Source organism: Hyphomicrobium sp. CS1BSMeth3 (assembly GCF_900117415.1).
Taxonomy (GTDB): domain Bacteria; phylum Pseudomonadota; class Alphaproteobacteria; order Rhizobiales; family Hyphomicrobiaceae.
This window is the reverse complement of sequence record NZ_FPEI01000004.1, coordinates 454,075-477,759: the sequence shown is the minus strand read 5'-3', so window position 1 is coordinate 477,759 and position 23,685 is coordinate 454,075. Positions and strand designations below refer to the sequence as shown.

At 59.8% G+C, this 23,685-nt stretch carries 21 protein-coding genes; 8 read left to right on the top strand and 13 right to left on the bottom strand.

All coding sequences use genetic code 11. From position 1 onward, the window contains the following. Positions 1-261: 261 nt before the first annotated feature. From CS1BSM3_RS06490 to CS1BSM3_RS27875, 7 genes are all read right to left on the bottom strand, one after another. Positions 262-612 carry a zinc ribbon domain-containing protein YjdM gene (locus tag CS1BSM3_RS06490; RefSeq protein ID WP_072386195.1) on the bottom strand — a complete coding sequence of 117 codons (351 nt, stop codon included), beginning with the start codon at positions 610-612 and terminating at the stop codon, positions 262-264. Positions 613-803: 191 nt separating this feature from the next. Further along, positions 804-938 (bottom strand): hypothetical protein, encoded by a 135-nt coding sequence (locus CS1BSM3_RS28765; protein ID WP_280174725.1) that lies wholly within the window; start codon positions 936-938, stop codon positions 804-806. A gap of 356 nt (positions 939-1,294) precedes the next feature. Continuing rightward, entirely contained in the window at positions 1,295-1,846 is a 552-nt protein-coding gene (locus CS1BSM3_RS06485; RefSeq protein WP_072386194.1) for a hypothetical protein, read from the bottom strand. A 442-nt stretch (positions 1,847-2,288) separates the two neighbouring features. Further along, positions 2,289-3,731, bottom strand: a complete 1,443-nt coding sequence (locus tag CS1BSM3_RS06480) for an efflux transporter outer membrane subunit (RefSeq protein WP_244540439.1) — start codon at positions 3,729-3,731, stop codon at positions 2,289-2,291. Between the two features lie 90 nt (positions 3,732-3,821). Then, positions 3,822-6,974, bottom strand: coding sequence for an efflux RND transporter permease subunit (locus CS1BSM3_RS06475; protein WP_072386193.1), 3,153 nt, complete (start codon positions 6,972-6,974; stop codon positions 3,822-3,824). A gap of 49 nt (positions 6,975-7,023) precedes the next feature. Next, a complete protein-coding gene (locus CS1BSM3_RS06470) occupies positions 7,024-8,271 on the bottom strand; it encodes an efflux RND transporter periplasmic adaptor subunit (RefSeq protein ID WP_072386192.1) in 1,248 nt (415 codons plus the stop codon). Beyond that, positions 8,268-8,789 carry a helix-turn-helix domain-containing protein gene (locus CS1BSM3_RS27875; protein ID WP_174263635.1) on the bottom strand — a complete coding sequence of 174 codons (522 nt, stop codon included), beginning with the start codon at positions 8,787-8,789 and terminating at the stop codon, positions 8,268-8,270. The genes CS1BSM3_RS06470 and CS1BSM3_RS27875 overlap by 4 nt, the downstream gene beginning before the upstream one ends. A gap of 272 nt (positions 8,790-9,061) precedes the next feature. On the opposite strand from CS1BSM3_RS27875, the gene CS1BSM3_RS06460 reads away from it, so the two are divergent. From CS1BSM3_RS06460 to CS1BSM3_RS06450, 3 genes are all read left to right on the top strand, one after another. Then, positions 9,062-9,736, top strand: coding sequence for a response regulator transcription factor (locus CS1BSM3_RS06460; protein WP_072386190.1), 675 nt, complete (start codon positions 9,062-9,064; stop codon positions 9,734-9,736). 1 nt (position 9,737) lies between these two features. Continuing rightward, positions 9,738-11,126 carry a sensor histidine kinase gene (locus CS1BSM3_RS06455; RefSeq protein WP_072386189.1) on the top strand — a complete coding sequence of 463 codons (1,389 nt, stop codon included), beginning with the start codon at positions 9,738-9,740 and terminating at the stop codon, positions 11,124-11,126. Positions 11,127-11,384: 258 nt separating this feature from the next. Beyond that, positions 11,385-12,296, top strand: coding sequence for a LysR family transcriptional regulator (locus CS1BSM3_RS06450; protein WP_072386188.1), 912 nt, complete (start codon positions 11,385-11,387; stop codon positions 12,294-12,296). Positions 12,297-12,362: 66 nt separating this feature from the next. Here the strand turns inward: CS1BSM3_RS06450 and CS1BSM3_RS06445 are convergent, their stop codons facing one another. The 6 genes from CS1BSM3_RS06445 to CS1BSM3_RS06420 all read right to left on the bottom strand — a co-directional run bounded on the left by CS1BSM3_RS06445 (position 12,363) and on the right by CS1BSM3_RS06420 (position 17,955). Continuing rightward, a complete protein-coding gene (locus CS1BSM3_RS06445; protein WP_072386187.1) occupies positions 12,363-13,637 on the bottom strand; it encodes a TRAP transporter large permease in 1,275 nt (424 codons plus the stop codon). Positions 13,638-13,640: 3 nt separating this feature from the next. After that, complete coding sequence (locus CS1BSM3_RS06440; RefSeq protein WP_072386186.1) at positions 13,641-14,204, bottom strand: TRAP transporter small permease; 564 nt, start codon at positions 14,202-14,204, stop codon at positions 13,641-13,643. After that, the gene (gene dctP / locus CS1BSM3_RS06435; RefSeq protein ID WP_072386185.1) at positions 14,194-15,192 is read right to left on the bottom strand and encodes a TRAP transporter substrate-binding protein DctP; all 999 of its coding nucleotides are present in this window, start codon (positions 15,190-15,192) and stop codon (positions 14,194-14,196) included. Before dctP (CS1BSM3_RS06435) ends, CS1BSM3_RS06440 begins: the two co-directional genes overlap by 11 nt. A 72-nt stretch (positions 15,193-15,264) precedes the next feature. Next, complete coding sequence (locus CS1BSM3_RS06430) at positions 15,265-16,392, bottom strand: amidohydrolase family protein (protein WP_072386184.1); 1,128 nt, start codon at positions 16,390-16,392, stop codon at positions 15,265-15,267. 39 nt (positions 16,393-16,431) lie between these two features. Beyond that, positions 16,432-16,794 carry a Rieske (2Fe-2S) protein gene (locus CS1BSM3_RS06425; protein WP_072386183.1) on the bottom strand — a complete coding sequence of 121 codons (363 nt, stop codon included), beginning with the start codon at positions 16,792-16,794 and terminating at the stop codon, positions 16,432-16,434. 252 nt (positions 16,795-17,046) lie between these two features. Beyond that, positions 17,047-17,955 carry a LysR family transcriptional regulator gene (locus CS1BSM3_RS06420; RefSeq protein WP_072386182.1) on the bottom strand — a complete coding sequence of 303 codons (909 nt, stop codon included), beginning with the start codon at positions 17,953-17,955 and terminating at the stop codon, positions 17,047-17,049. Positions 17,956-18,550: 595 nt separating this feature from the next. Here CS1BSM3_RS06420 and CS1BSM3_RS06415 point away from each other — a divergent pair. The 5 genes from CS1BSM3_RS06415 (at position 18,551) to CS1BSM3_RS06395 (ending at position 23,680) form a co-directional block, all read left to right on the top strand. Continuing rightward, complete coding sequence (locus tag CS1BSM3_RS06415; RefSeq protein WP_174263634.1) at positions 18,551-19,087, top strand: TRAP transporter small permease; 537 nt, start codon at positions 18,551-18,553, stop codon at positions 19,085-19,087. Next, positions 19,084-20,367 carry a TRAP transporter large permease gene (locus CS1BSM3_RS06410; protein ID WP_072386181.1) on the top strand — a complete coding sequence of 428 codons (1,284 nt, stop codon included), beginning with the start codon at positions 19,084-19,086 and terminating at the stop codon, positions 20,365-20,367. Before CS1BSM3_RS06415 ends, CS1BSM3_RS06410 begins: the two co-directional genes overlap by 4 nt. Position 20,368: 1 nt before the next feature. Further along, positions 20,369-21,505, top strand: a complete 1,137-nt coding sequence (dctP, locus tag CS1BSM3_RS06405; RefSeq protein WP_143149097.1) for a TRAP transporter substrate-binding protein — start codon at positions 20,369-20,371, stop codon at positions 21,503-21,505. Positions 21,506-21,644: 139 nt separating this feature from the next. Further along, positions 21,645-23,207, top strand: a complete 1,563-nt coding sequence (locus tag CS1BSM3_RS06400; protein WP_072386179.1) for an AMP-binding protein — start codon at positions 21,645-21,647, stop codon at positions 23,205-23,207. A 71-nt stretch (positions 23,208-23,278) separates the two neighbouring features. Next, positions 23,279-23,680, top strand: coding sequence for a Zn-ribbon domain-containing OB-fold protein (locus CS1BSM3_RS06395; RefSeq protein WP_072386178.1), 402 nt, complete (start codon positions 23,279-23,281; stop codon positions 23,678-23,680). Positions 23,681-23,685: the final 5 nt, after the last annotated feature.

Genomic DNA, 23,685 nt, shown 5'->3' with positions numbered 1-23,685 from the left:
AAGCTCGCCGCACTTGTTCGCTCAACTATCCACTGATGCTGCCGAAAGCTCGACGCGACGCTTCATCAAGCGGACGTAACGTTTGATGGAGTACGCGTCGCCGACTCCGTAGCGTCCGACTTCCGCTAGTGGGATTTTTCGTCAATGCACTGGATCTGCGAAAGGGCAGAGAAAGGCGGCATGGTCTTCGGATCGGAGCCAGGGCCGATGATCAAAGTTGGAATTTGCGCCTTTCGCCGATCCAGGAGAAGGGGTGTTCTCTCAGTCGGAGACTTTTCTAACGAACTCGGACTTCAAGCCCATGGAGCCAATTCCGGGGATCTTGCAATCGATGTCGTGATCGCCGTCGACGAGGCGAATGTTCCTGACTTTGGTTCCCACTTTGACCACGCTTGAAGATCCTTTGATCTTCAAATCCTTGATAACTGTCACGGTATCGCCGTCTCTGAGAACGGTACCGTGCGCGTCGCGCACGAGTCGTTCTTCGGCCCTGCCTTCCTCGCCGCTCTCCATATCCGACCATTCGTGGCCACACTCAGGGCAGCAAAACAGTCCGCTGTTTTCGTACGCGTAGGAGGACTGGCATTTCGGGCAATGGAGAGTGTCGGTCATGTCTTGCGCGGGCTCATGCTCTTCATGTGGTGCCGTGTATCAAGCTGATCCCCGAATTACAATATCGGTCTCGACCGTTTCGTCGATGAAGCTGAGGTCGTCAACTGGCACTGATTTCGCTGTGCGACCATCTCTGATATTGAGACAAGCAGCGAACGAGTGCGGCGAGCTGACGGCGCCCGATGGTGAATTCACAGGCGGCGCGCCGCATCGGCATTCGGCATCAGAAATGCTGCAAGCGTCTCGGTGACCTCTGCGAGCGCTCCCGGGTCAATTCCAACGTTGGCTGCGCGGCGCTTGCGCTCGTCCAGAACAGTAGACTGCATGTCGCTAGCGCCACGTGTGCTAGCGTTGTTTGCGCATACGACATAGGTCCCCACCTCGCTTCAGTCGCCTAGTTAGTAGTTTGGCTTTAAGGCGTGAGGTTGCAATCTAGTGATCGCAGCGCCCGATAGCAGGCCACGCGGGGTGATGCAAAGGAGGCACGTGGCCAGCGGCATGCGCCGTTTGAGGCTGAATGAAGTGTTTACCCTTATTGAGCCGGGCCCGGTGGTTCTCGTCGCGACGTTCGACGGAGAGAGAAACAATGTCATGACCATCTCGTGGACCACGATCGTCGACTTCAGCCACAAGTCCAAGACTGACAAGCGAGGATCATCCGCCGCAGCAGGCTGCCCCGCATTCAGAACGACTTGAGCTCGATCTGGGCTTTGGCGAGTCGATGGTAGAGATCCACGCGACGCCTGATGGCCCAGATGTCGTAGAGGAAGATCTCGGCCGGGCGCCAATTGGCGACCCATCCAAAAATAATGATGCCTTCGGCAAGCAATTGGCTCAATGCCGAATGTGGAAAGGCTGTACGCAGGGTCTGGCTCAAGCCCATGCATACCGCAAGAACGGCAATACCCATGCCAAGAGACCAGCGCCCGACGCGGAGCAAATCGCGCATGTCGCGCTCCAGCATGCCGGCGCGATAGGTGAAGTAGTTGCCGATGGCGGATTCCAGGCCGCGCTCCCGGGCACTTCGAACCTCCCCTTCCGGCAGGTGCACGACTATACGGAAGGGCGCGCCGGTGTCGACTTCTCGAGCCCAGCCGACAATGTAGGCCTCGGCTTCATCGTCAAGGTCGCGTTCCGTGAAGGGTGAGGGATCGAGAGAGTTGAAGATCTGACCGAGCTCTCGGATGCGGACCTCAACCACGGCCTCACGAGGTGGTGGCGATATTCTGCTCATGGAGCGTGCTGCCGATCGGAATATGAGACGTCTAGGATACAGTCGTCCTTGGCAGTCGGCCCATCACAATTCGCGACTTCTCAATAATAGACTTTTACGCAGAGCCATCTCACGCAGCAGACCGGTGTCGTATGTACCGCCCCCGCCAACGGGTGCACGGAGAGAGGGCTCAAGGTATACAGTCCGCGAGATGACACGCGGCCTCTGATCTTGCGGTAGTTTCCGCGTAGCGTTGCGCGAGAAGATACAACCCGCGCGGATAATCCCGCGCCGGAGATGGATGAAACTCATATGAGCCAACCGACAACCCGGAACGGTTCGCGAAGCACGCTGCTCGCCGTCGAGGACCGAATTCCTGCTGCGCGACTGGGGAATACGCTCGACCATCATCGTGTTTGGCGGAGCGCGCATCCCTTCGCCTATGATCGTCCTGCGTCTGCAGTCACCGTCTCGCCTCTGTTCCACCAGCCGCCCCCAATGCCTGAAAGAGGGCGACCGCATCGGCCAGGCGCGCGGCCTGCGCATCGTTGCGCGCAAGGGAGGTGTGCAGATAGGCGTCCTGGGCTGCGAGTAGGATGGGCACGCTGACTTCGCCTTGCTCGAACTGCCGCCGGATAAGATCGATGTTGCGTGCCGCACTACGCTCGGCGGCCTCGGCGGCCCGCAGCGTAGCGGCGTCAGCCTGCAATGCGCGCAGCACGTCTCCGACATTTTGGAATGCTGCGAGTACGACACTGCGGTACTCGGCGACGGCTTGATTGGTCGCCTCCTCGGCCGCCTGTTGCTTGAAATACAACGTTCCTGCATCGAATACCTTCTGGCCCACATTTCCCGCGACCATCCAGAAAACCCCGCTCGGTGACAGATCCGGTATGTTCGAGCGCGTTCTTCCAATATCGCCGGAGAGAGTGATTTGCGGCAATCGCGCTGCCAATGCCGCGCCGATCTGGGCATTTGCCGCTCGCACTTTCGCCTCGGCTGTGCGGACATCGGGGCGCTGCCGCACAAGTTCAGCGGGAAGGCTCAGAGGTAGCTGGCGGAGCAATTGGAAGTCGCCCAACCGGAAGTAGGGTTTGTCCAATTCACTTGGAAAGCGGCCGGTCAGCACTGCGAGCAGATTGCGCTGCTGTGCCAGCTCCTTCTGCAGCGGCGGCAGCAACATCCGCGCTTGAGCAACCGCGGTCTCCTGGGTTGCCACGTCCGGCAACGGGATCAGCCCCTGTTCATGCTGACGCCGCAGAATATCGAGAAACCGGCTCTGTACGCGAATGACGTTCTGGGTCGTTGTTATTTGCCCACGCAGGCGTGCCTCCTCGATGGCCGCGAGCGCGATGTTCGAGGCAAGAGTCAGATAGACCGCTTCACGCTGGAACATCTGCGCTTCGGTCTCTGCGTCCGCAGCCTCGACAAGCCGACGCGTGCCGCCCCAAACGTCCGGTATGTAGGAGATGCTGACCTGGCGGGTCGTGACATTGTAGAGCGGCGCCTTCGACACTTGCCCCGTAACGGGATCGCTCACTTGACCCGCGGGGCGCTGCCGCGTGCCCTGCGCATTTGCGTCAACGGCTGGAAAGAGCGCGCCGCGTTCCGCCATCGCATTCGCCTGGGCAACACGTACTGCCACCTCTGCGGCCGCGAGCTCGGGATTGTGCGTGATGCCGTCGCGCACGAGCTGATTGAGCGCAGGAGAGCGGAGGAGCTCCCACCATGCGGCTGGGACCACGGCGCCGCGAGCAATGGTGTGGCCCTGAGTGCTCGCGCCGTTCGGCAGATCCGCGGCATGATCCGGCAGAAACTTGCTGACATGCGGTGCATCGGGAGGCCGAAAATCAGGTCCTACGGCACAGCCTGCGAGCAGCGCCGCCAACACGACGCTCGATCTCATCCCAGCGTTGATCATCGCCCCCCCGTTTTGGTATCGGCCCAAAGCTTTTCGTGGATCCGCCTTGGGCCTCGTGCTTGGCCTAAGGGCCGATTACTCGGCCGGTTCGGCAACGCCCTCAGTGTTTTGAGCCGGTACAGTGCGCCGCGAAAACTGTTGGACCAGCACAGGAAACACGACGAGGACGAGTATTGGGGCGAGCATGATGCCGCCGACGATCACGAGCGCCAGGGGGCGCTGCACCTGCGCGCCGATCTCTGTCGAGAGCGCTGCCGGCAGCAGGCCGACGCCGGCGGCCATGCAGGTCATCATCACGGGGCGGAATCGCACCTCGCAAGCTTCGTAGATGGCCGCAGACCGCTCAACGCCTCGCTCGATCAATTGGTTGTACTGCGAGAGCAGGATGATGCCCTCCATGACCGAGATGCCGAACAGAGCGATGAAGCCAACGGCTGCCGAGATGCTGAATGGGGTTCCTGTGATCAGCAGCGTCAGGATACCGCCCACCATCGCCATCGGGATCACGCTCAGGCACAACAGCGTGTCCGTCAGCGAGGAGAAGTTCGCGAATAGCAACATCGCGATCAGGAGCAGCGTGATCGGCACGATAATTTGCAGCCGCTCGATAGCATCCTTCAGATTGCTGAATTGCCCCGCCCATTCCAGGCGATAGCCGTGGGGAATCGTCAGTTCCGCGACCCGTTGCTGTGCCTCGTAGATTGCACTGCCGAGATCGCGATCGCGCACGCTGAATTTGATCGGGATGTAGCGCTGCTGTTGCTCGCGATAGATGAAGGACGGCCCGGATACGAGGCTCACCTTCGCGACCTCGCGCAGCGGCACCTGCATGAGCTGGCCGCTCTCCTCGTTCTTCACGCCGATCGTCAGTTGATTGATCGCCTCGATGTTCGTGCGGTACTTGGGTGCGAGGCGGACAACGATCGGGAAGAAGCGATCGCTCGACGGCTCGTAGAGATTTCCGGCTTCCTCGCCGCCGATAGCGGCGTGAATGGCCGTATTGATGTCGCCAGGCGCGAGGCCATAGCGCCCGGCAGCGAAGCGATCGATCTCGATGGTGACTGTCGGCTGACCAAGCATCGTGTAGACACTGAGGTCGGTGATACCCGGCACCGTGCTCATGGCAGCTTTGATCTTTTCGGCAATGTCTTTCAGCGTGTTGAGGTCATGGCCGTACACCTTGACGGTGTTGTCGCCCTTCACTCCGGAGATGGCTTCGGCCACGTTGTCCTGCAGATACTGCGAGAAATTGAACTCGATACCAGGGAACTTCGCTCTCAGGTGCTCGCTGAGCTCGCGGATCAACACTGGCTTGTCCATTCCGCGGCGCCACTTCGCTTTGGGGGCGAGCGGCACATTGAATTCGGCATTGAAGAAGCCGTTTGAATCGGTGCCATCGTCCGTGCGTCCCTGTTGGGAAACGACCGTTTCCACCTCGGGTAGCTGCGAGAGGTAGTTCCGGATGCGGTTGACCGACTCGTTGCCAGCTTCCAGCGAGATCGACGACGGCATCGTCGCCCGCAGCCAAAGATTGCCCTCCTCGAGTGTCGGCAGAAACTCCAAGCCGAGCGAACGGCCGCCAACGATCGACAGCACGGCAATGGCCAACGCGATCCCTATCGTCTTCAAACGGTTCCGCAGTGCACTTCGGAGCACGGGCAGATACGTGCGGCGCATGAGGCGCACGACGATGGTCTCAGAGTGAGCGGCATCCATGGATAGCAGGAAGGCACTGAGCGCCGGTGCTATCGTGAATGTCGCGATCAGGCCGCCGGCAAGCGCGTAGGCGTAGGTCTTCGCCATCGGACCGAAGATATGGCCTTCGACGCCGCTCAACGTGAACAGCGGCAGAAAGCCCGCCACGATGATGGCTGCAGAGAACAGAATCGGCCTGCTGACCTCCGTTGCGGCGCGTAAGATGATCGACAACTGTGTTTCAGAAGACGCCGACGTGTCTCCCTGAAGTTCTCGTCGGTGTGCTGCGTTGGCCAGATGTCGGAAGATATTCTCGACCATGATGACCGTGGCATCGATGATCAATCCGAAGTCGATGGCCCCGATCGACAGCAGATTCGCGGACTCGCCTCGCAAGATCATAATCATGATGGCGAACGAGAACGCGAATGGAATGGCTGAGGCGACTACGACTGCGCTCCGCAGGTCGCCCAGGAATATCCACTGCACGAAGAAGACAAGCGCGATACCGAACAGAACATTGAACATAACGGTGCGCGTCGTGACGCTGATCAGTTCACTACGATCGTAGATGCGGACGACATGCACGCCGGGCGGCAGAAGGTCGGAATTGTTTATCCGCTCCACCTCTGCCTTCACGCGCTGGATCACTGGCGTGCTTTGCTCGCCGCGCCGCATCAGCACCGTGCCCTGCACGATATCGTCGACGCTGTCCCGACCGGCGATGCCGAGACGAGGCAGATGGGAGACGGTCACCTCGGCTATATCGCGAATACGCACGGGGTTCGCGCCGGACTGGCTCAGCATGGTATTGCGGATGTCGTCGATGGTCTGAATGAGACCGACGCCGCGCACGACTGCTGATTGCATGCCGACGTTGACGGTTTGCCCACCGACGTTGACGTTGCTCTTCTTGAGCGTCTCGACGACCTCGGGCAAGGTGAGGCCGTAGGCCGTCAACTTGTTCAAGTCGATCTGAGCCTCGAAGGTCTTGGTCTTGCCGCCCCAGCTCGACACGTCGAGAACACCCGGTATGGCGCGGAAGCGGCGCGCAACGACCCAGTCCTGCAAAGTGCGGAGATCCATCACGCTGTAGCCTGGCGGGCCGACGAGTTGGTAGCGATAGACCTCGCCGATCGGGCTCCAGGGCGATATCTCCGGCTTGGCGTCATTCTGCAGCGCCGGCAGTTGCCCGAGCAGATTGAGCACGCGCTGCAGGGCCTCGTCGTAGGTGAAGTCGTAGGTGAACTGCAGCCGGATATCCGACAGGCCGAAGAGCGAGATCGAGCGCACGGACGTCAGATGCTGAGCCGTCATTACCCCGGTCTCGATCGGGACCGTGATGTAGCGCTCGATGTCCTCGGCCGACTGGCCCGGATTCTGCGTGATGATCTGAACCAGCGGCGGCACCGGATCGGGATAGGCCTCGATATTCAATCGGCCGAACGTTATGCCGCCGACAAGGAGCATCATCCCAAACAGGACGACGACAAGCGCTCGCAGTCTCAGAACGGCATCGATGAGGGCGCGCATTATCTCAACGCTTTCTGGCGACCAGGGAAGCTGGCGCGGGACAATGGGGCTAGCTGCCGAGCGCCGCGGCGCGGTCGATAAAGAGGCTGCCGCGGGTTATGACCTTCTCGCCCGCGGAAATACCTCTCGTCACCTGGACGAAGTCGCCGTTGCTCACGCCGATCTTGATGTGGCGCAGTTCGATGGTGCCATCCTCGCGTGAGATCCACACGCGCGCGGCATCGCCCTCATAGATGATCGCGCTGCGCGGAACCGCGGGCGAGGCAGGCGTTTCATCGATCGTGATGCGAGTGCTCGCGAACATATCGGGCTTGAGGCGGCCATTGGGATTGTCCACGGTGGCGCGGACCAGCAGGCGACGGCTGGCTGAATCAAGTGACGATGCAACGAAGTTCAAACGTGCCTCAAACACTTCTCCGGGCAGCGTGAGCACCGAGAACGCGAGCGCCTGATTGAGCTTGACGCGATCGGCATCGGCTTCGCGAACGTAGGCGACGAGCCACACCTTTGAGACATCGCCGATCAGGATGGGCGGCGCGGAGTCGCTTGCTCCAGCGTCGACATACTGACCGGGCCCAATCCGGCGCTGCAGCACTGTTCCTGCGATCGGCGAATAGACCGGCGCATCCGGTGTGATGACCCCCGTGTTCTCGAAGGTCTCGACTTCAGTGTTGGTCTTGCCGAGAAGGCGCAGGCGGTTGCGTGCGGCCTGCAGCGCAATCTCTGCCGTTCGCAGGTCGTTCTTTGCTGCCGTCAGGTTGGCTTGCGCCTCCTCCCAATCCTTCAAGGACATTGCCTTGTCTTTGTAGAGATTGCCGAGTCGGCGCTCGACTATCGTCGTCAGGTTGACATGGGAGCGGGCTTTGTTGAGATCGCCCAGTGCGGAGATGAAGTCTTTTTGAGTTTCGATTGAGTCCGTCGCCTCGATCACAAATAGGAGCTGGCCTTTCTCGACAGTATCGCCAATTCCAACAGCGAGATTTATGATGCGGCCCGCATATCGCGAATAAATTCGGGTGGCCCGGTCGTCGTCGATCGCAATTTTACCTTCGGTAGAGATTTCCGATCGGAACGGCATGAGCTGTACCGGCTCGACCGACAGTGCACCCCATTGCGCTGAAGTTGGGCGGAAGAAACCATTCTCGCCTTTTGCCTCGTTGGTCGTGACTGTTGGCGTGCTGGCGTCACCGGGCTTCAAAGTAAGGTAGACGGCGCCCGACACCGAACTGAGGACGGCCAGCCCGATCGCCAGCCGGGCTGCGCGCCCGCACCCGCGAGCCGTGATGAAATAGCTCATGCTCTGTTACCTTGAGTGCGTACGCAGGTATTCAGGGGCGCTGTATCTGTTGCTGGCGATGTGCAGCCGAGTCCGGCGATCGTGTGCAAGTCGCCGAAGGCATTCTGATATCCATCCGAACCAGTCGTGCGGCTTGTACGATCGAGGCAAGCCTTACGATCAATTCCGAAACGAGCGATCTTGTCGCTCAGGGTTCTCCGTGGAATGCCGAGCCATTTCATTACCGTGCTGACGCGCCCACCGGCATCGCACAGACATTGCTTGATTACGGCGCTCTCATAGGCGTCCATGCGCTGCCTGAGGGAAAGCGGCTTGCCCGTGGCACTGTCAAATTCGTCGCAGCGAAAAAGCAGGGACTGCTGGTCTCCCACTTCGCGCAGAACGAGCTTTCCCCCCAGCGGCAGAGCTTGGAGGGAAATGTTCAATCCCTTGTAGTCACCGTGAAATTGAGCGAGGCCAATGTCGAGCAGTTCCTCCCGTCCATCTTGGCCGGGTACCGCTGCATAGACTCGAAACATTGGCTGACTAATCCCAGGCATTCCTCCGCCTTCCCCAAATGCGTGTACGTCGTTTGAATTCACGAGCGCAGCGCTCTCTCGCGACAAAATTTAGATCACGCAAAAGCGATTCTTCGCCGAACTTATAAATCAAGCAAATTACACCTGCCTTACGCGCGATACTAATCTGCGCGGCTTCGAAAGCTTACACGAGCATTACAGATCAAAATCACTGCGGATGACACGCACGGGACTTTTGCGCTATGTCCGCGCGGTTCGCAGGAGGGTCGGAAATGAGGGTGTTGGTCGTAGAAGACAACCCGGAGCTTGCTCTGCTTCTCACTAGAGGTCTGAAGTCGGCGAGCTTCGATACCGACCATCTCAACAGTGCCATTGCCGCGCGGGAAGCGCTGGCCGTAACGCGCTATGCTGCGCTCATACTCGATCTCGGCTTGCCTGACGGCGACGGGCTGGCGATCCTACGCGAGCTGAGAGCGCGCAAGGATCCGATTCCGGTCCTGGTGCTGACAGCACGCGGCGGCGTGAACGACAGGGTCATCGGTCTACGGGCTGGAGCCGATGATTATCTCGTCAAACCGTTCTCGTTCGAGGAATTGGTGGCGCGCCTCGAAGCGCTCCTGCGGCGCCCTGGACAACTTCTGGGGAAAGCCTTGCAGCTTTCGAACATCGTCTTCGATACTGAAAGCCACCAGATGTTTGTGGACGGCAAGCCGCGGATCCTATCTGCGCGCGAATTGGTGGTTTTGGAACTGCTGCTGAGGCGCAAGGGAAGCGTCGTTTCCAAGAAGCACTTGGAAGATCAGATCTTCGGCCTGGAAGGCGACGTCGGGTCAAACGCCGTTGAGGTCTATGTGCATCGTCTGCGAAAGCAGCTCGCCGATATCGGCGCTCTGGTGAAGATCAGCACCGTGCGTGGTGTCGGCTACATCATGACCGGAGACGATTAGAATGCCCCGCTTCCACTCCATCATGATGCGCATCATTTTTCTGCACGCCGTGGCACTCCTCGTCACGGCCATTCTTCTTCCACTCGCTCTCTACTGGTCCTTGGATGCCGATGTCGAACGATTGCAGCAGGGGGCGATGCGGGAGCAAGCCGTGCGCCTCGCGCGGTACCTGAAGGTTTCGCCAGCGGGCACTTGGACGATCGAACTCCCGGCGAGCCTGCGCGACCAATATTCTCAGGCGTATGGGCGCTATTCGTACGTAGTGCTGGACGGTTCGATGAACGTGGTGTTGTCGTCGAGATCGGAGCACTCACCACTCTACCCGATCAGCGATGCCTCCGCCCCTATCACCTTTTTTGAGACGCCGGTGCAGCGCGGCAGTCGAATGATTTTGGGCGCAACCCTGAAGCACAGCATCGATAACAAGACGGTTTGGATACAGGTAGCGGAAGATTTGTCTCATCGGGATGTCCTGCTGGACGACGTGGTCGCGAACTATTTTCATCGCGTGCGCTGGATAACGATCCCGACCCTGCTCCTGCTGCTGGCGATCGATATTGCGATCTTCCGTCGCGCGATGCGTCCGCTGCTGCACGCCTCCGAGCGAGCTCGAGGCATAAGCCCCATGCGCATCGACGTCAGGTTGCCAATCAATGACATCCCCAATGAGATCCTGCCCCTGGTCGTCGCCGTCAATCACGCTCTCGACAGACTTGAGCGCGGTTTTCGAGCGCAGCGCGAGTTCGCTGCGGACGCTGCGCACGAACTACGAACGCCGCTCGCAGTTCTTCGCACCCGAATAGAGACACTTCCGGACAGGGAGGTCGCTCAGGCGTTGTCCGAGGACGTCGCCGGCATGACGCGCGTTGTCAATCAGCTACTCGACGCTGCCGAGTTGGAGACGATCAGCATATATCCGATCGAAAATGTCGACCTCCGCGGCGTATGTGTCGATATCGCAAGTTTCATCGCGCCGCTCGCCATTTCGAGGGGTAAGAGGGTTGCGGTCATCGGCACTGAAGATCCCGTTATCATCCAAGGAAATGCGGAGATGCTGCGTCGGGCGGTCCGAAATCTTGTCGAGAACGCCCTTAATCATACGAGTGAGGGGTCGACAGTTGAGATCATGGTAACGGCGGATGGCCTGATAAGCGTGCTCGATCGTGGCCCAGGCGTTCCTGCCGAAGAACGCGAGATCATCTTCGAACGGTTCTGGCGGCGAGACCGTCGCATTGGCGCAGCCGGCCTCGGGTTGTCGATCGTGAAGCGCATTGTCCAAGCGCATGGTGGGACAATAAAGGTCAAAAATCGCCTGGTTGGTGGCGCAGATTTCTCGATGCAGTTCCCGCTTCGGCAAGCAGCTCCTGCTGCTGCCTATCGTTTTGAGTAGAAGGTGATGCGGGCGCTCACATGTAGTTGCCGACTTTTATAGGGCTACCTTAGTGTGGCACAAGTTCAATAGTGCCTCGCACCTTCTCTTCTCCCCCTTGAGATGGCCACGGGTGATCGAGACGATCGTCGGAGATTTGATCAGGAGCATTCCGACAGGGCGCCTAGCCGATTGATGCTCCATGCGGTGTACAGTGCCGTCGGAGGGTGGCTCAAGACATTCGAAGTAAGCTGCTGCTTGGACCCCTGGAGGCTAGTCGTGCACGGATTTGGGTGGGACGATCTACGCTTCTTTCTTGCAGTCGCGCGGGAAGGAACACTTACCGGCGCTGCGCGTCGCCTCCGCACAGATCACACGACTGTGGGGCGCCGCATACGCGGGTTGGAAGAGAGTCTGGTTGCTAAGCTATTTGATCGCCATACAACCGGCTACACACTAGCCCCACTCGGACATGCGCTGCTGCAGCACGCCGAACGCATGGAAGCGGTCGCAATCTCAGCACAAGCTATTATCGAGGAAATCAATCGTCCGATGTCCGGCCTGGTGCGTATTGGCGCGACGGATGGCTTCGGCGCGTACTTCATAGCACCGCGGTTGGGCAAGCTCAGCAACCTGCATCCGAGCCTCGAGATTCAGCTTCTCGCAATGCCTCGGATCTTCAGCTTGTCGCGACGCGAGGCTGATCTCGCAATTGGACTGGCACAGCCAGAGGAAGGCCGGCTCTACTCGCGCAAGCTCATGGAATACGAGCTCGGAGTCTATGCGTCGGGAGAGTATCTCGATCGGAGTAAGGCGGTAGTGAAGGTCGAGGATCTCCGCTGCCATCCATTCGTCAGCTACGTCGATGAACTGATCTATGCCAAGGAGCTCAACTACATTCCACGGGTTGATCCCGCTATACGGCCGTCTCTCAAGAGCTCGAATCCTATCGCGCAGCTCAAGGCTATTGTCAGCGGTTTCGGCCTTGGCGTTCTGCCGTGCTTCATGGCGGATCCTGAGCCGCTACTCCGACGTGTACTCGCGGACAAAGTCGTCTTGCACAACACATTCTGGCTGATCACGCATGCGGATCTGCGCAGGCTTTCTCGCGTGAGGACAGTTGCAGATTTCATCTACCGTGAGGTCAACGCCGAGCGAGCGCTCTTTCTGCCCTCAGCCGTTGCGAACTAGAGTGCGCGGCTGTTAGGGCTGCACGGCTCTGCTCTGGCTTTCAGGTCACCAAGGATGCCGGTCTGCCTAGCGGACCAGGAACAGGCTTATCTCGGGGATGTACGTGATGAGCATGAGGGCGAACAGGCGCGCGAACCAGAAGGGTGTCACGCCTCGAATGACCTCCCCAACGGGCATCTTCGCGATGCCCGCCATGACGAACAAGTTGAGGCCGATGGGCGGCGTCAGCGTCGCGATCTCGACGTTGGCGACGTAGATCACGGCGAGGTGGATGGGATCGACGCCCAGTGCCATGCCGATCGGGAAGATGATCGGCGCAGTGAGGACGATCATCGAGATGCCTTCGAGCGGCCCGCCGAGGATGAAGAGCAGCACGTTCACCATGAACAGGAACTGCGCCTTGGTCATCCCTGACTCGCGGAAAAAGGTCGCGATGTCCGCGGCAATTCCGAGGCGTGCGAGCATGAAGCTCAGGATGTTGCCGCCGATGATCACCAGAAAGATCATGCAGCTCTGCATGACGGCATTCTGTCCCGAGCGCCAGACATCGACGAATGTGGCGCTGCGATAGACGAGGAGGCCGAGGACGATTGCGTAGACGAGCGCTATGGCCGAAACCTCGGTCGGCGTGAGGAAGCCGCCATAGATCGAGCCCAGGATGATGATCGGCATGACGAGCGCCGGTACTGCTGCTGGCAAGCGGCGCGCAAAGCCGCAGAAGTCGGGACGCTGCGACACCACGCCGTAGCCGCGCCGCTGCGAGATCACATAGGCGGTGACGATCAGAAGGAAGGCTTCGAGCAATCCCGGAATGATGCCGGCCAGGAAGAGTTTATCGACAGGCAGGCCGACCACGGCGCCGATGACGATGAAAGAGAGAGAAGGCGGGATCATCACGCCGAGCGTGCCGCCCACCGCTGCCAAGGCTGCCGCGAACTGCGCCGGATAGCCTTCCTTCTTCAGGCTCTCGACAGATGAAGCGCCGACGGCAGCGGCCGTCGCGACGGAGGAACCGCTGATTGCGGCAAAGAACACGCACGCTAGGAGAACAGTGACAGCGAGACCGCCCCGAACCGCGCGGACAACCGTGCCGATCAGCTCCACGATCACGGTCGCAATTCGACCGCGCATCATGAGGTCGCCCGTCCAGATGAAGAACGGAATGGCGACAAGAGCGAAGCTGTCGACGGAGGTGAAGGCGTTCTGAGCGATGGTGTGCAGCGGTACGCCCGAGGCGAAAAGCACGAGTAGCGCCCCGCTCACGGCCATGGCGACGGCCATGTGCACGCCGATCGTGAAGAGTACCAGCATCAAAAGAATGACGGCAACGATCAGGGTCATTGGCTATTCGATCTCGATCGCTTCCGCGAAGACAGTTCGACGGGTCAGGCCGCGCCAGAGTGCGCCGAGATAGAAGATCAGGAGCATGGCCGCGCCGATCGGCAACATGATCTGGATGCGCCACATCTCCAGATCCAACTCCGACTCAGTAAGCATGCCATTCCGATAGAGCTGCATCGTCTGCAGGGTGCCCGCGTAACAGAGGAAGCCCGCGAACAGCACGCCGCAGATGGCCGAGATCACGTCGCAGAAATGCTGGATGCGGGGCGGCAGCTTACGGTGCACGAAGTCCGCACGGATGTGGAAGCCGCGCCGAGCCGACAGCGCGAGGCAGAGGAAGAAGGCCCACACTATCGCGTAGCGAACCAACTCTTCGGCCCCGTGGTAGCTCGCGCCGATCGTGATGCGGAGGCAGGCCTCGAAGAGCATAAGCGACATCGCCACGACGAAGCACAGGACGCCGAGGTTGAGGACGACCTTGTCCTCGAACCATTCCCAAGCCCGGAAGAAGCGGCTTGCTGGGGGCGGCGAAGACGGCACCACCCCTTTGGCGGGATCAACCGCCATGACGCTTGACGATCTCGCTGTAGGCCTTCATGGCGTCGGGGAAACGTCCCTCAAATCCCTTGACGACGCTTTCGACGGCCTTGCGGAAAGGCGCGGCTTCCTCGGCGTTGGCCGCCCAGAAGGTGCCGCCCTGCTTGGTCATGACCTCGATTTCTTCGCGATCCTTCTTGATGGCCTGCGCCCATTGGGTGGACGCGAACTCCGCCATGGTCTCGCGAATGATCTTCTGGTCCTCGGCACTGAGACCATCGAGCCACTTCTTGTCGACCGCAACGGCATAGGTCAGAAGGCCAAGCCCGGGAACGAGGCTCGCCTGCTTGGCCGAGATGCCGACAATGCGGGCCCATGCCGAGCCGGAGGTCACGATGCCGTCAATCGCCCCCGTTGCCAGCGCCATGCTCATTTCGCTCGCGGCGATGGATGTCGGGCTGCCGCCATAAGAGCGGATGATGTCCGACTGGATGCGGCCGCCGGTGACGCGCACCTTCTGGCCCTTGAGGTCGGAGAGCTTGCGGATCGGCCGTTCCTTGAACAGGAAGAAGAGATCCGTCGTGCGCAGGAGGGCCAGCACCTCGATGTTCTTCGGCTCCGTGAAGGACGAGACGAGCTTGGTCACGTCCTTGGCAAAGGCCGGCTTCATCATCAGCTCGTCGCTGAGGGCGAAGGGAAGAATGAGCAGGCCGACGCGCTGGTCAATCGCTTCGAGATTGACGCTCGCCGGCCACGTGATGTGCACGGCGCCCGTGCCGAGTGCGCCGACGGCGTCACGATCATTGTAGAGCTGCGATGCCGGGAAGACCTTCGCGGTGATGCGGCCGTTCGATTTCTTTGCCAGCATCTCGGCGTACTGGTTCATCTCCGACGTTTTCCAGTGCGTCGATGCAACCTCGTTCGTCATGATGATTTCGATTTTGGACTGCGCCTGCGCTGGCGCGATCGAAAGTCCGCCTGCAACGGCAATCGCCGCTGCACTGAAGGCAATCTTCATCGTTTCCTCCACCCTGTCCTGGAGCCTTCGGCTCCATGTTTTTCGTTGTTATCTTGTTGCAATTCTTCGCGCCTACAGGCGCATCACTTTGAGGGCATTCTCGCGGAAGATCATGCGGCGCGCTTCCTCGGGCAGGAAGGCAAGGCTCTGCGCTGGCATGTCGTTGTCCCAGTGGGGGTAGTCAGAGCTGAACATGAGCAGGTCGTATCCAAGGAGCTTGACCAGCGTGTGCAGATCCTCGGTGCGCTGGGGCTCGTCGAGCGGCTGCGTCGAGAGCCGGACATTGTCGTGGATGTAGTCGATCGGTGATTTCTTCACCCACGGGGTCTCGTGGCGCAGGCTTCGCCATGTGCGGTCCATGCGCCAGAGCAGTGGGAGGAGCCAGTTGAAGCCATACTCGACGTAGAGGAACTTGAGTCCGGGAAATTTCTCGAATGTGCCATTGAACACGAGGCTGGTGAGGCTCGCCTCGCCGATCTGCGAGAGAGAGACGTAGCGCTCGATGTAGCTCTCCGGCCAACCGACGGCGGTGTGTGGGGCGCCGTAGTAAACGCTGTCGGCGCCTGTTAGGTGGTTCATGATCGGCAGGCCCTGGCGATGCGCTTCCGCATAGATCGGGTCGTAGTGCCGGTTGCCCATGCGGATGTTGAGCATGGGGAGAGACACCGCGGCGACCGCCGGATTGGAGGCGAGGCGGCGGATCTCCGCAGCGCCGGCCTCGGGGTTCTGCACGGGGACAGAGATCGCGAGCCGTAGCGGCCCGTTGCCGGTCAGCTTCCAGTTGTCGAGAAAGAAGTCATTGAAAGCCGAGCAGAGCACCGCGCTCTCCTCAGGACCTGCAAGGGCCGCCGCCATGGCGCCGGGCTGCAGGCAATTGAGGACGCCGATCTCGACGCCGTTGGGATCGAGAAAATCCGACTTGATATAGGCTGGGTCCGAGCCGCCAGGGCCTCCATCGGGAGTCTTGGCGTCGCTTCTGAGGGCCGAGCCATTAGGGTGCTCGAAGCGCAGCGTCAGCGGCGCCACTGTGACGACCTCGGCCGACTTCTGCTTGAGGCGCTTCTGCCAGCTTAGCGGCATGTACGGATAGAGCGATTTCATCCCACCCTTCACGATCGGGTGGATGTCGCAGTCGATGATCCCCAGGCGATCGCCTTTGGAGGATGCCGGGCGCTCAGCCGCCAGTGTGTCAGCGATCATTTTCCTGCCCCTTGCTGTCAGCTTGCGATCCAGGCACGGCTAGATCTTCACGTAGACTTCCCCGTCGCGAACTTCGGTGGGAAATTTGCGCAATTTTCCACGCGTGATCCCGAACAGGCTCGTGCCCGTTTCGATATCGAACTCATAGCCATGCCACGGGCATTTGAGGACTTTGCCGTCGTTGGCAAAGATGAGTTCACCGGGAGCACTCGGGAGCATTGTCCCCCCAACGGTGCCCCTGCATACTGGCGCACCCTTGTGCGGGCAGATGTTCAGCACGGCGTGAACGACATCGTCGGCCCCGCGCAGGATGCCGACCTGCCAGCGACCGACCTGCACGATGCGCATCACCCCCGCGTCGAACGTGCTCAGCGCGCCGACGTGCGCCTCCTCTTGTTTCATCCCCACAGCTCGCGTTTTTGAAGTGTTCTATGAGGGGATCATTCCGTAGGAAGGCTGTCTGATCTATGCGCAAACTTGCACACCAGATGGTTGATAATGCACACAGGGACGCCACGTCACCCCTGCCTGTCTCGAGTGAGCCCCCGTGGACGGCACTTTTCTCCCGCTATCGGAGGCGTGAACGTAGAGTTGGGCCGCGTACTGCTGGGTCGCCTCTCGGCCGACGGGGCGGGGGAGAAGACTTATCTCCTGTCAACTCGCATCTTCGCTTACGCTGCCCTGAATGGCGGTCGTTTCCTTCTTCAGTACCTCAATGAATGCAAGCGCCACCTGCGAGAGCGGCCGATCGACACGATAGATGACACGCGGGTTCAGGGGGATCTGCGGATGAAACTTTCTGACCGCGAGCTCGGGAAAATATTGCATTGCTGTGAATGGATCCGTCAGAGCAAGGCCTGCACCACGCGTTACAAGCGCGCACGCGAGTGTGGAGTTCGTAACCTGCATAGGTACGTCGAGAAGCTCCCCCTCGGAGCCGAAGGCCTTTTCAAGCAGAACCCCGAGGCCGTGGCTTCCGTACCCTGCAATTAGCGGATGCCCTCTCAGTAAGGCGGGCGTAATAACCTCGGCATCTGCGAGCGCGTGATCTCTCGGCATGACGCAGACCAGCTCGGCCTTTCCTATCTCCTGGAAGGTTGTGAGCGCATGAGTGAATGGCGCGGCGACCAAGCCAATCTCAACCTCGCCCTCGACGACCGAAGTAACGATGCTTTGGTTCGGTAGTGTATGAACAGAGAATGATATGTCCGGCTGAACTTTCCGAAAGCTCGCAATGGCCGGGGAGACTACGGTCGCAGCCAAAGATACCGACGCGGCCAACGAGATGCGCCCCCATACGTTGCGCCTCAGATCGGACGAGAGCTGCCGTATCGCCCGCAAACGACTGAAGACACGCTCAACCTCGGGCACGAGCGCAAGGGCTTCGGGCGTGGGCCGCAAACGCCCGCCGATCCGCTTGAAAAGCGGCATGCGAAGCTGATCCTCCGTCCTCTGCAAAAGCTTGCTTACGGCTGGCTGCGACAGGTTCAGCATATGAGCAGCTCCGGTGATCGAGCCGGCCTGCATGACCGCATTGAAGACTTCGAGCTGTCTCAGGTTCATTCTGGCCTGTCCGGTAGGCAGGACTACGTAGCCAGCTCCCCCCGACCGGGTAGTTCTCGCCTCGAGCCCATTCCAAAAGGTTATTGTTCCCTAAGGGTTTGGAACTTGCAATTCGACAGCCTTTACCCTCAAGTTTCCCCTAGTCGACGTCTTCGTTTAGGACGCAATAATCGACAGGCGCTGCACATGCTTAGGCCGCGCACTTGATGGGAGGACACAGGATGCTTGGCATGACGTCGGGGCTGGCAAACCACGATAGCCCCGTACCAGCAGCCAGTCCTAGCGGACGCCGGGGCTGCTGCTGAGGCTTCCAGGCCTCTGGATATCGGATTGATCCAGTGGTTGTCCTGAGGCCGGCCCGATCACGCTCGGCGAGATCACCATAGCGACGAGCACCGAGGTCTCGCGGCAGGCCACTGCCGTCTGATGGCGCGTGCGAGTCGTGTCTGGCCAACTACATTGGCCAAGCAGCACGAATAGCGATCTCACATTCAGCACGTCGGCGTCTCTCGCCTAAGGCTCACCAGGCTCCAGGGGTTACGGAAGAAGTCGCGATCCTGCGACAGGGCTGCGAATGAGGGTGGAAGATAGAGCCGTGCTTGATCGTGCGCTTCACATTTTCGATGTGGTCGAGAGAGGCGCAATGCTCTGCGCTGCCTTCGCCATCTTCGTCATCATGCTGGTCGTCGGTAGCGACGTATTCATGCGGTACGTATTCAACGCGCCGATCGAGCTGAGCTATGAGCTCATTTCCCGCTACCTCATGGTTGCCGCCTTTTTCCTCGCCGTGTCGAGCACGTTCAAGGCGGGCGGGCATATCTCAGTCGACTTCTTCTGCCGGTTGATGACGCCGAGAATGCGGATGCTCTCGGAGGCGGCCGTCAACTTGATGGTATTGCCGGTGCTGCTGACGATGGGCATCACAGGTCTGCTGACGACCGTGCGAGCCTATAACGAAAACGACATCTTCTCGGGTGCGGTGGATTGGCCGGTGTGGCTATCCAATATTCTCGTCCCAATCGGCATTGGCATCCTCTGCATTCGTGTCGTCATCCGAACCATTGAGCTGGTACTCGGCAAGGCCGCGGACCTTGCGGCTGAGAATGCTGAACCGCAGGATGACGGCATATGATAGCGCTTGCAGCCTGCGTTCTCCTGCTTGCGCTTCTGGCGCTTGGGTCGCCGATCGCGTTCGCTTTGATTATCGCGAGCGCGGCCGGACTGTATCTGATAGGGGGCTCCACGCTCGTCATCGGCCTGATCGGAACGACGACGCTTTCGGCCGGCTCGAACTACGAGCTACTGGCCGTCCCGATGTTCATTCTGATGGCCGAGTTCATCATCGTCTCGCGCATCGCGGATGATCTCTTCGATGCGGCAACAGTATGGGTAGGTCGTCTGCCCGGCGGTCTCGGTGTTGCAACCGTGCTCGGCGGCTCCTTGTTCGGAGCCATTTCCGGTTCAACCACCGCCGCGGCCGTCACTCTCTCCTCGACCAGCCTTCCAGCGATGGTCGACAGAGGTTACTCGCCAAAATTTGCCGGAGGCATAGTTGTCGTCACTGGCACCCTCGACATGCTCATACCGCCGAGCATAGCCCTTGTCTTCTTTGGTCTCGTCGCTGACGTCAGTATCGGCAAGCTGCTGATTGCCGGTGTGATCCCGGGCATTGTCGTGGCGATGGTCCTCGTCGGCTACATCATGACCATAGCCATTCTGAGACCGCAGAGAGTTCCACCCGGACAGCCGTATTCATTCAGCGAGAAAATTCGCGTCCTTAAGTCGACCGGGCCGATCATGTCCTTGTTCGCGCTGATCACCGGCTGTCTCTACACGGGGATCGCTACACCCACAGAGGTTTCAGCGGTCGGCGCGATAGGGGCGATGATTATCGCGGTGTTGAAGCGCAGGCTCACGTTCAGCATTATTGTCACGGCGCTCACGAAGGCGACGCAGACGAGCTGCATGATCGGTTTCATGCTCCTCGGCAGCTATATCTTCTCTCAGTTCTTCACGTTGACGCGCACCACGCAGGCACTCGGCGAGTGGATCCTGGCTCTCCATTCCTCGCCATATGTCATCTTGTCGGCCCTTGGCCTCTTCTATCTCGTGCTCGGCACGTTCCTCGACACCATAGCGATGATCATTCTCACCGTACCCATCGTGCTCCCGGTGATCATCCGCCTGGGCTACGACCCCGTCTGGTACGGCATCATGATGATCATGATGGCTCAGCTCGGCATCTTGACGCCGCCGACGGGGATCAACGTCTACATCGTCGCGAAGTATGCAAATCGCCCGGTGCACGAAATCTTCGCCGGCGTGTTTCCGTACATATTCCTCATCATCGGCGTGATGGTCATCTTTACGATCTGGCCCGAGATCGTGCTTTGGCTGCCGAGCCGAATGTGATGTGCCTCGCGGCTCCGCACGCCAACTGGATGTTGTCGAAGCACGCGAAGAAGACAGAACTTGGAAACTGACGGGCGAAGCAGAGAAATCCGAAGGAGGAGAAGAAATGCCAGCCAAGTGGCCCAGGGCGTTGATGGTTGGGGTGCTGATCGCGGCGTCGGTAGCGCCAGCGTCGGCGCAATCGATTAAACTCAGGCTTGCGGACAACCTACCGCCAACTCATTTTCTCGCGAACTTCGCAACACGCTTCTTCATGGAGGAAGTGACAAAGCGAACGGGCGGGCAAGTGACCTTCGACTACTACCCCTCGGAGCAGCTCGGCAAAGCCGCAGACATGCTCACGTTGGTCCAGAATGGCGTTACCGACATCGGGCTCGTCACGCCGGCCATCATCTCGCAAAAGCTCTCGCTGTCGGCCATCGTGGAGCAACCCGACACGTTTACCACCTCGTGTGAGGCCACACTCACGTATCTAAAGCTGGGTAGGAGCGGTTTTCTTGAGAAGCATGAGTTTGCCGCCAATGGCGTGCGGCTGGTACTCGCCTACGTGAATCCGCCCTATCAGCTCTATAGCGGAAAGCGCGAAATTCGCGCCCTCTCTGATCTATCGGGAATGAAGCTCCGCTCGCCGCCGGGGCTCCTGTCCATTGTTGTGCAGAAGCTCGGCGCCGTACCCGTGCGCACGTCGACCACCGAAACCTACGAGGCACTGTCGCGTGGCACCGTCGACGGGCTTCTCTTCCCCGTGCCGACCGTGCTGTCGTACGACCTTCAGGCGCACATCAAATTCTACACCGAAGGGCTGAACTTTGGCAGCGCCTCGAATGCCTACGTCATAAGTGAAGCCAAGTGGCGTTCCCTTCCCGAGGGCGTAAGAGCTGCCCTGGATGAAGTCGGCGAGGCAGCCACCCGGCGTGGCTGCGAAATGACCGATGCCGATGTCGCCAAGTCGTACGCCAAGTTCCAGGAGCTCGGCATCAAGAAGATCAGTTTCAACGACGAAGAGAGGGCGAAACTCAAGGAGCGTCTTGCAAATGTGAGCGAGGAGTGGGCCAAGGGCGTGGAAAGTCGCGGCAAGCCTGCGAAAGCTGGCCTCGCCGCTTTCGCCGAGGCCATGAAGGAGCTGCGGGCCAAGTAGTCGCTTCCTGGTCGTTGCCCCTTGGACCACACAGAAGTGGGCGCCCAGGGCATTGTCCTGGGCGCCGACGAGAACCGCTTCATGATTGCGGCTACCACAGAGAACCAGCTTGCCGGAGCCGCCACCAGCGAGAGATGCGATGAAGGATATCTATGAGGCTGCCCCGTTTGGCGAGGCGCTGGTTCAGATCATTGAGCGGTATGCCGATCGGATCGCCATCGTATGCGAGGGCGAGGAGATCACGTATCGGGAGATGGAGCGGCGGGTTAGCCGCTACTGCCAAGCCCTAAAGTCCCTTGGCCTGAACAGAGGCGATGCGCTCACGCAGATTTCGTCCAATCGCCCGGACATTCTTCTGGTGAATATCGCCTGCGCAATACTTGGTGTCCGCATCACGCTACTGCATCCGAAGGGGTCGGAAGACGATCATGCTTTCGTCTTGCAGGATTGTGAGGCGACAGTGCTGATCGCTGATGAAAGGCGATACGCACAGCGCGCGGAGGCGCTTTCGAAGAGGGCGCCGAACCTAAAGGCAGTGCTGTCCTATGATCCAGATCCGCAGTTCGCATCGCTCAACGAACTCGCTCAGCGCTTTGAACCCCAGAGGCTTATTGTCGAGGCCAAACCGGACGATATCGTTCAGATCAGTTATACCGGTGGGACGACAGGCCGATCAAAGGGTGTGATCGTCAGGTCGCGAACACGTCTCGAGCAAATAAAGATTAGCGTTATGCATTGGGAGTGGCCGAGCGAGGTCCGCATGCTCGCGGTCACTCCTGTCACTCACGCCGCCGGAGCCACATTCTATCCGACGCTGTTTGTAGGTGGCGCCTTCTACATCGTGGACGGATTTGATCCCGCGGGCTTCCTCGCCGACATCGAGAAGCACCACATCACGATGGCATCGCTCATTCCAACGATGCTCTACGTGATCCTCGACCTCCCAAATCTGAGAGATTTCGACACCTCGAGCCTCGAAGTCATGCTGTATGGCGCCGCACCGATGTCTCCCGCGCGCCTCGGCGAGGGGATCGAACGATTTGGAAAGGTCTTTCTTCAGTACTACGGCCAAGCCGAGGCACCGATGGTGGCCACAATTCTGGCGCGCGGCGAGCACGATCTCGGCAAGCCGGATCGACTGGGCGCGTGCGGTCGCGCCACGATCGGAACGCAGATCAAGCTGCTGAACGAGGATGGCGTCGAGGTTCCGCGCGGAGAGATCGGCGAGATCTGCATCCGCGGCAACCTGGTCTCCGAAGGCTATTGGAAACGGCCCGAGGAGAACGAGCAGCTCTGGCGCATGGGATGGCTGCACACGGGCGATCTTGCACGCATGGACGATGAAGGGTTCATATTCATTGTCGATCGCAGCAAGGATATGATCATCTCCGGCGGTTTCAACGTGTATCCGCGCGAGGTGGAGGACGCCCTGACGCAGCACGCTGCGGTCATGACGGCGGCCGTCATCGGCATCCCGGATCCCAAATGGGGTGAGGCGGTGAAGGCGCTGGTCGTGCTACGGACGAACGCCGTCGCGACACCCGATGAGCTCATCCAATGGGTGAGAGAAAAGAAGGGACCCGTCTATGCTCCCAAGACGGTCGAGTTCCTCACGTCGCTTCCGTTGACGGGCCTTGGTAAGCCCGACAAGAAGGCACTTCGCGCGCAATACTGGACGCAATCGGATCGGCAGATCGGATAGCACCGTCGGAAGATCGCAGTGAGTCGAGGCTAGGAAGTTGCATTTGGGCGTGCCTCGAAGGGACGAAGCAGATGAGCGAAGCAACACTTGATTTCGAGAGCGATCCTTACGTAGCCAATCATCCGCAAACCCGTCCCTTTTGGGCTGCGGCTGCGCACGGGCAGTTCCTGTTGCCGCGCTGCAATTCCTGCGAGCGCGTACATTGGTACCCTCGGCCGTTTTGTCCGCTGTGCAAGAGCCAGAGCGTAGACTGGGTGCCTGCATCCGGCCATGGCGTGGTGTATTCGTTCAGCGTGATGCGCAAGGCTGAACAACCCTACGTCCTCGCCTATGTGCAATTGGCGGAGGGGCCTGCCATGATGACCAATATCGTCGACGCCGAGTTCGACAGCATCCATGTGGGACAACCAGTCAAGGTGGCATTCAGAAGAGCCGAGACCGGTCGAAGTGTTCCCGTCTTTACGCCGATATGAGCGCA

Excerpts from the sequence above, each read along its gene's own strand:
- CS1BSM3_RS06445 (WP_072386187.1), bottom strand. The coding sequence starts at position 13,637 with ATGACCCTGATCGTTGCCGTCATTCTTTTGATGCTGGTACTCTTCACG.
- CS1BSM3_RS06480 (WP_244540439.1), bottom strand. The coding sequence starts at position 3,731 with ATGAGATCGAGCGTCGTGTTGGCGGCGCTGCTCGCAGGCTGTGCCGTA.
- CS1BSM3_RS06420 (WP_072386182.1), bottom strand. The coding sequence starts at position 17,955 with ATGAACCTGAGACAGCTCGAAGTCTTCAATGCGGTCATGCAGGCCGGC.
- CS1BSM3_RS06455 (WP_072386189.1), top strand. The coding sequence starts at position 9,738 with ATGCCCCGCTTCCACTCCATCATGATGCGCATCATTTTTCTGCACGCC.
- CS1BSM3_RS06485 (WP_072386194.1), bottom strand. The coding sequence starts at position 1,846 with ATGAGCAGAATATCGCCACCACCTCGTGAGGCCGTGGTTGAGGTCCGC.
- CS1BSM3_RS06410 (WP_072386181.1), top strand. The coding sequence starts at position 19,084 with ATGATAGCGCTTGCAGCCTGCGTTCTCCTGCTTGCGCTTCTGGCGCTT.
- CS1BSM3_RS06430 (WP_072386184.1), bottom strand. The coding sequence starts at position 16,392 with ATGATCGCTGACACACTGGCGGCTGAGCGCCCGGCATCCTCCAAAGGC.
- dctP (WP_072386185.1), bottom strand. The coding sequence starts at position 15,192 with ATGAAGATTGCCTTCAGTGCAGCGGCGATTGCCGTTGCAGGCGGACTT.
- CS1BSM3_RS28765 (WP_280174725.1), bottom strand. The coding sequence starts at position 938 with ATGCAGTCTACTGTTCTGGACGAGCGCAAGCGCCGCGCAGCCAACGTT.
- CS1BSM3_RS06400 (WP_072386179.1), top strand. The coding sequence starts at position 21,645 with ATGAAGGATATCTATGAGGCTGCCCCGTTTGGCGAGGCGCTGGTTCAG.
- CS1BSM3_RS06460 (WP_072386190.1), top strand. The coding sequence starts at position 9,062 with ATGAGGGTGTTGGTCGTAGAAGACAACCCGGAGCTTGCTCTGCTTCTC.
- CS1BSM3_RS27875 (WP_174263635.1), bottom strand. The coding sequence starts at position 8,789 with ATGTTTCGAGTCTATGCAGCGGTACCCGGCCAAGATGGACGGGAGGAA.
- CS1BSM3_RS06395 (WP_072386178.1), top strand. The coding sequence starts at position 23,279 with ATGAGCGAAGCAACACTTGATTTCGAGAGCGATCCTTACGTAGCCAAT.
- CS1BSM3_RS06490 (WP_072386195.1), bottom strand. The coding sequence starts at position 612 with ATGACCGACACTCTCCATTGCCCGAAATGCCAGTCCTCCTACGCGTAC.
- CS1BSM3_RS06425 (WP_072386183.1), bottom strand. The coding sequence starts at position 16,794 with ATGAAACAAGAGGAGGCGCACGTCGGCGCGCTGAGCACGTTCGACGCG.
- CS1BSM3_RS06470 (WP_072386192.1), bottom strand. The coding sequence starts at position 8,271 with ATGAGCTATTTCATCACGGCTCGCGGGTGCGGGCGCGCAGCCCGGCTG.
- CS1BSM3_RS06440 (WP_072386186.1), bottom strand. The coding sequence starts at position 14,204 with ATGGCGGTTGATCCCGCCAAAGGGGTGGTGCCGTCTTCGCCGCCCCCA.
- CS1BSM3_RS06475 (WP_072386193.1), bottom strand. The coding sequence starts at position 6,974 with ATGCGCGCCCTCATCGATGCCGTTCTGAGACTGCGAGCGCTTGTCGTC.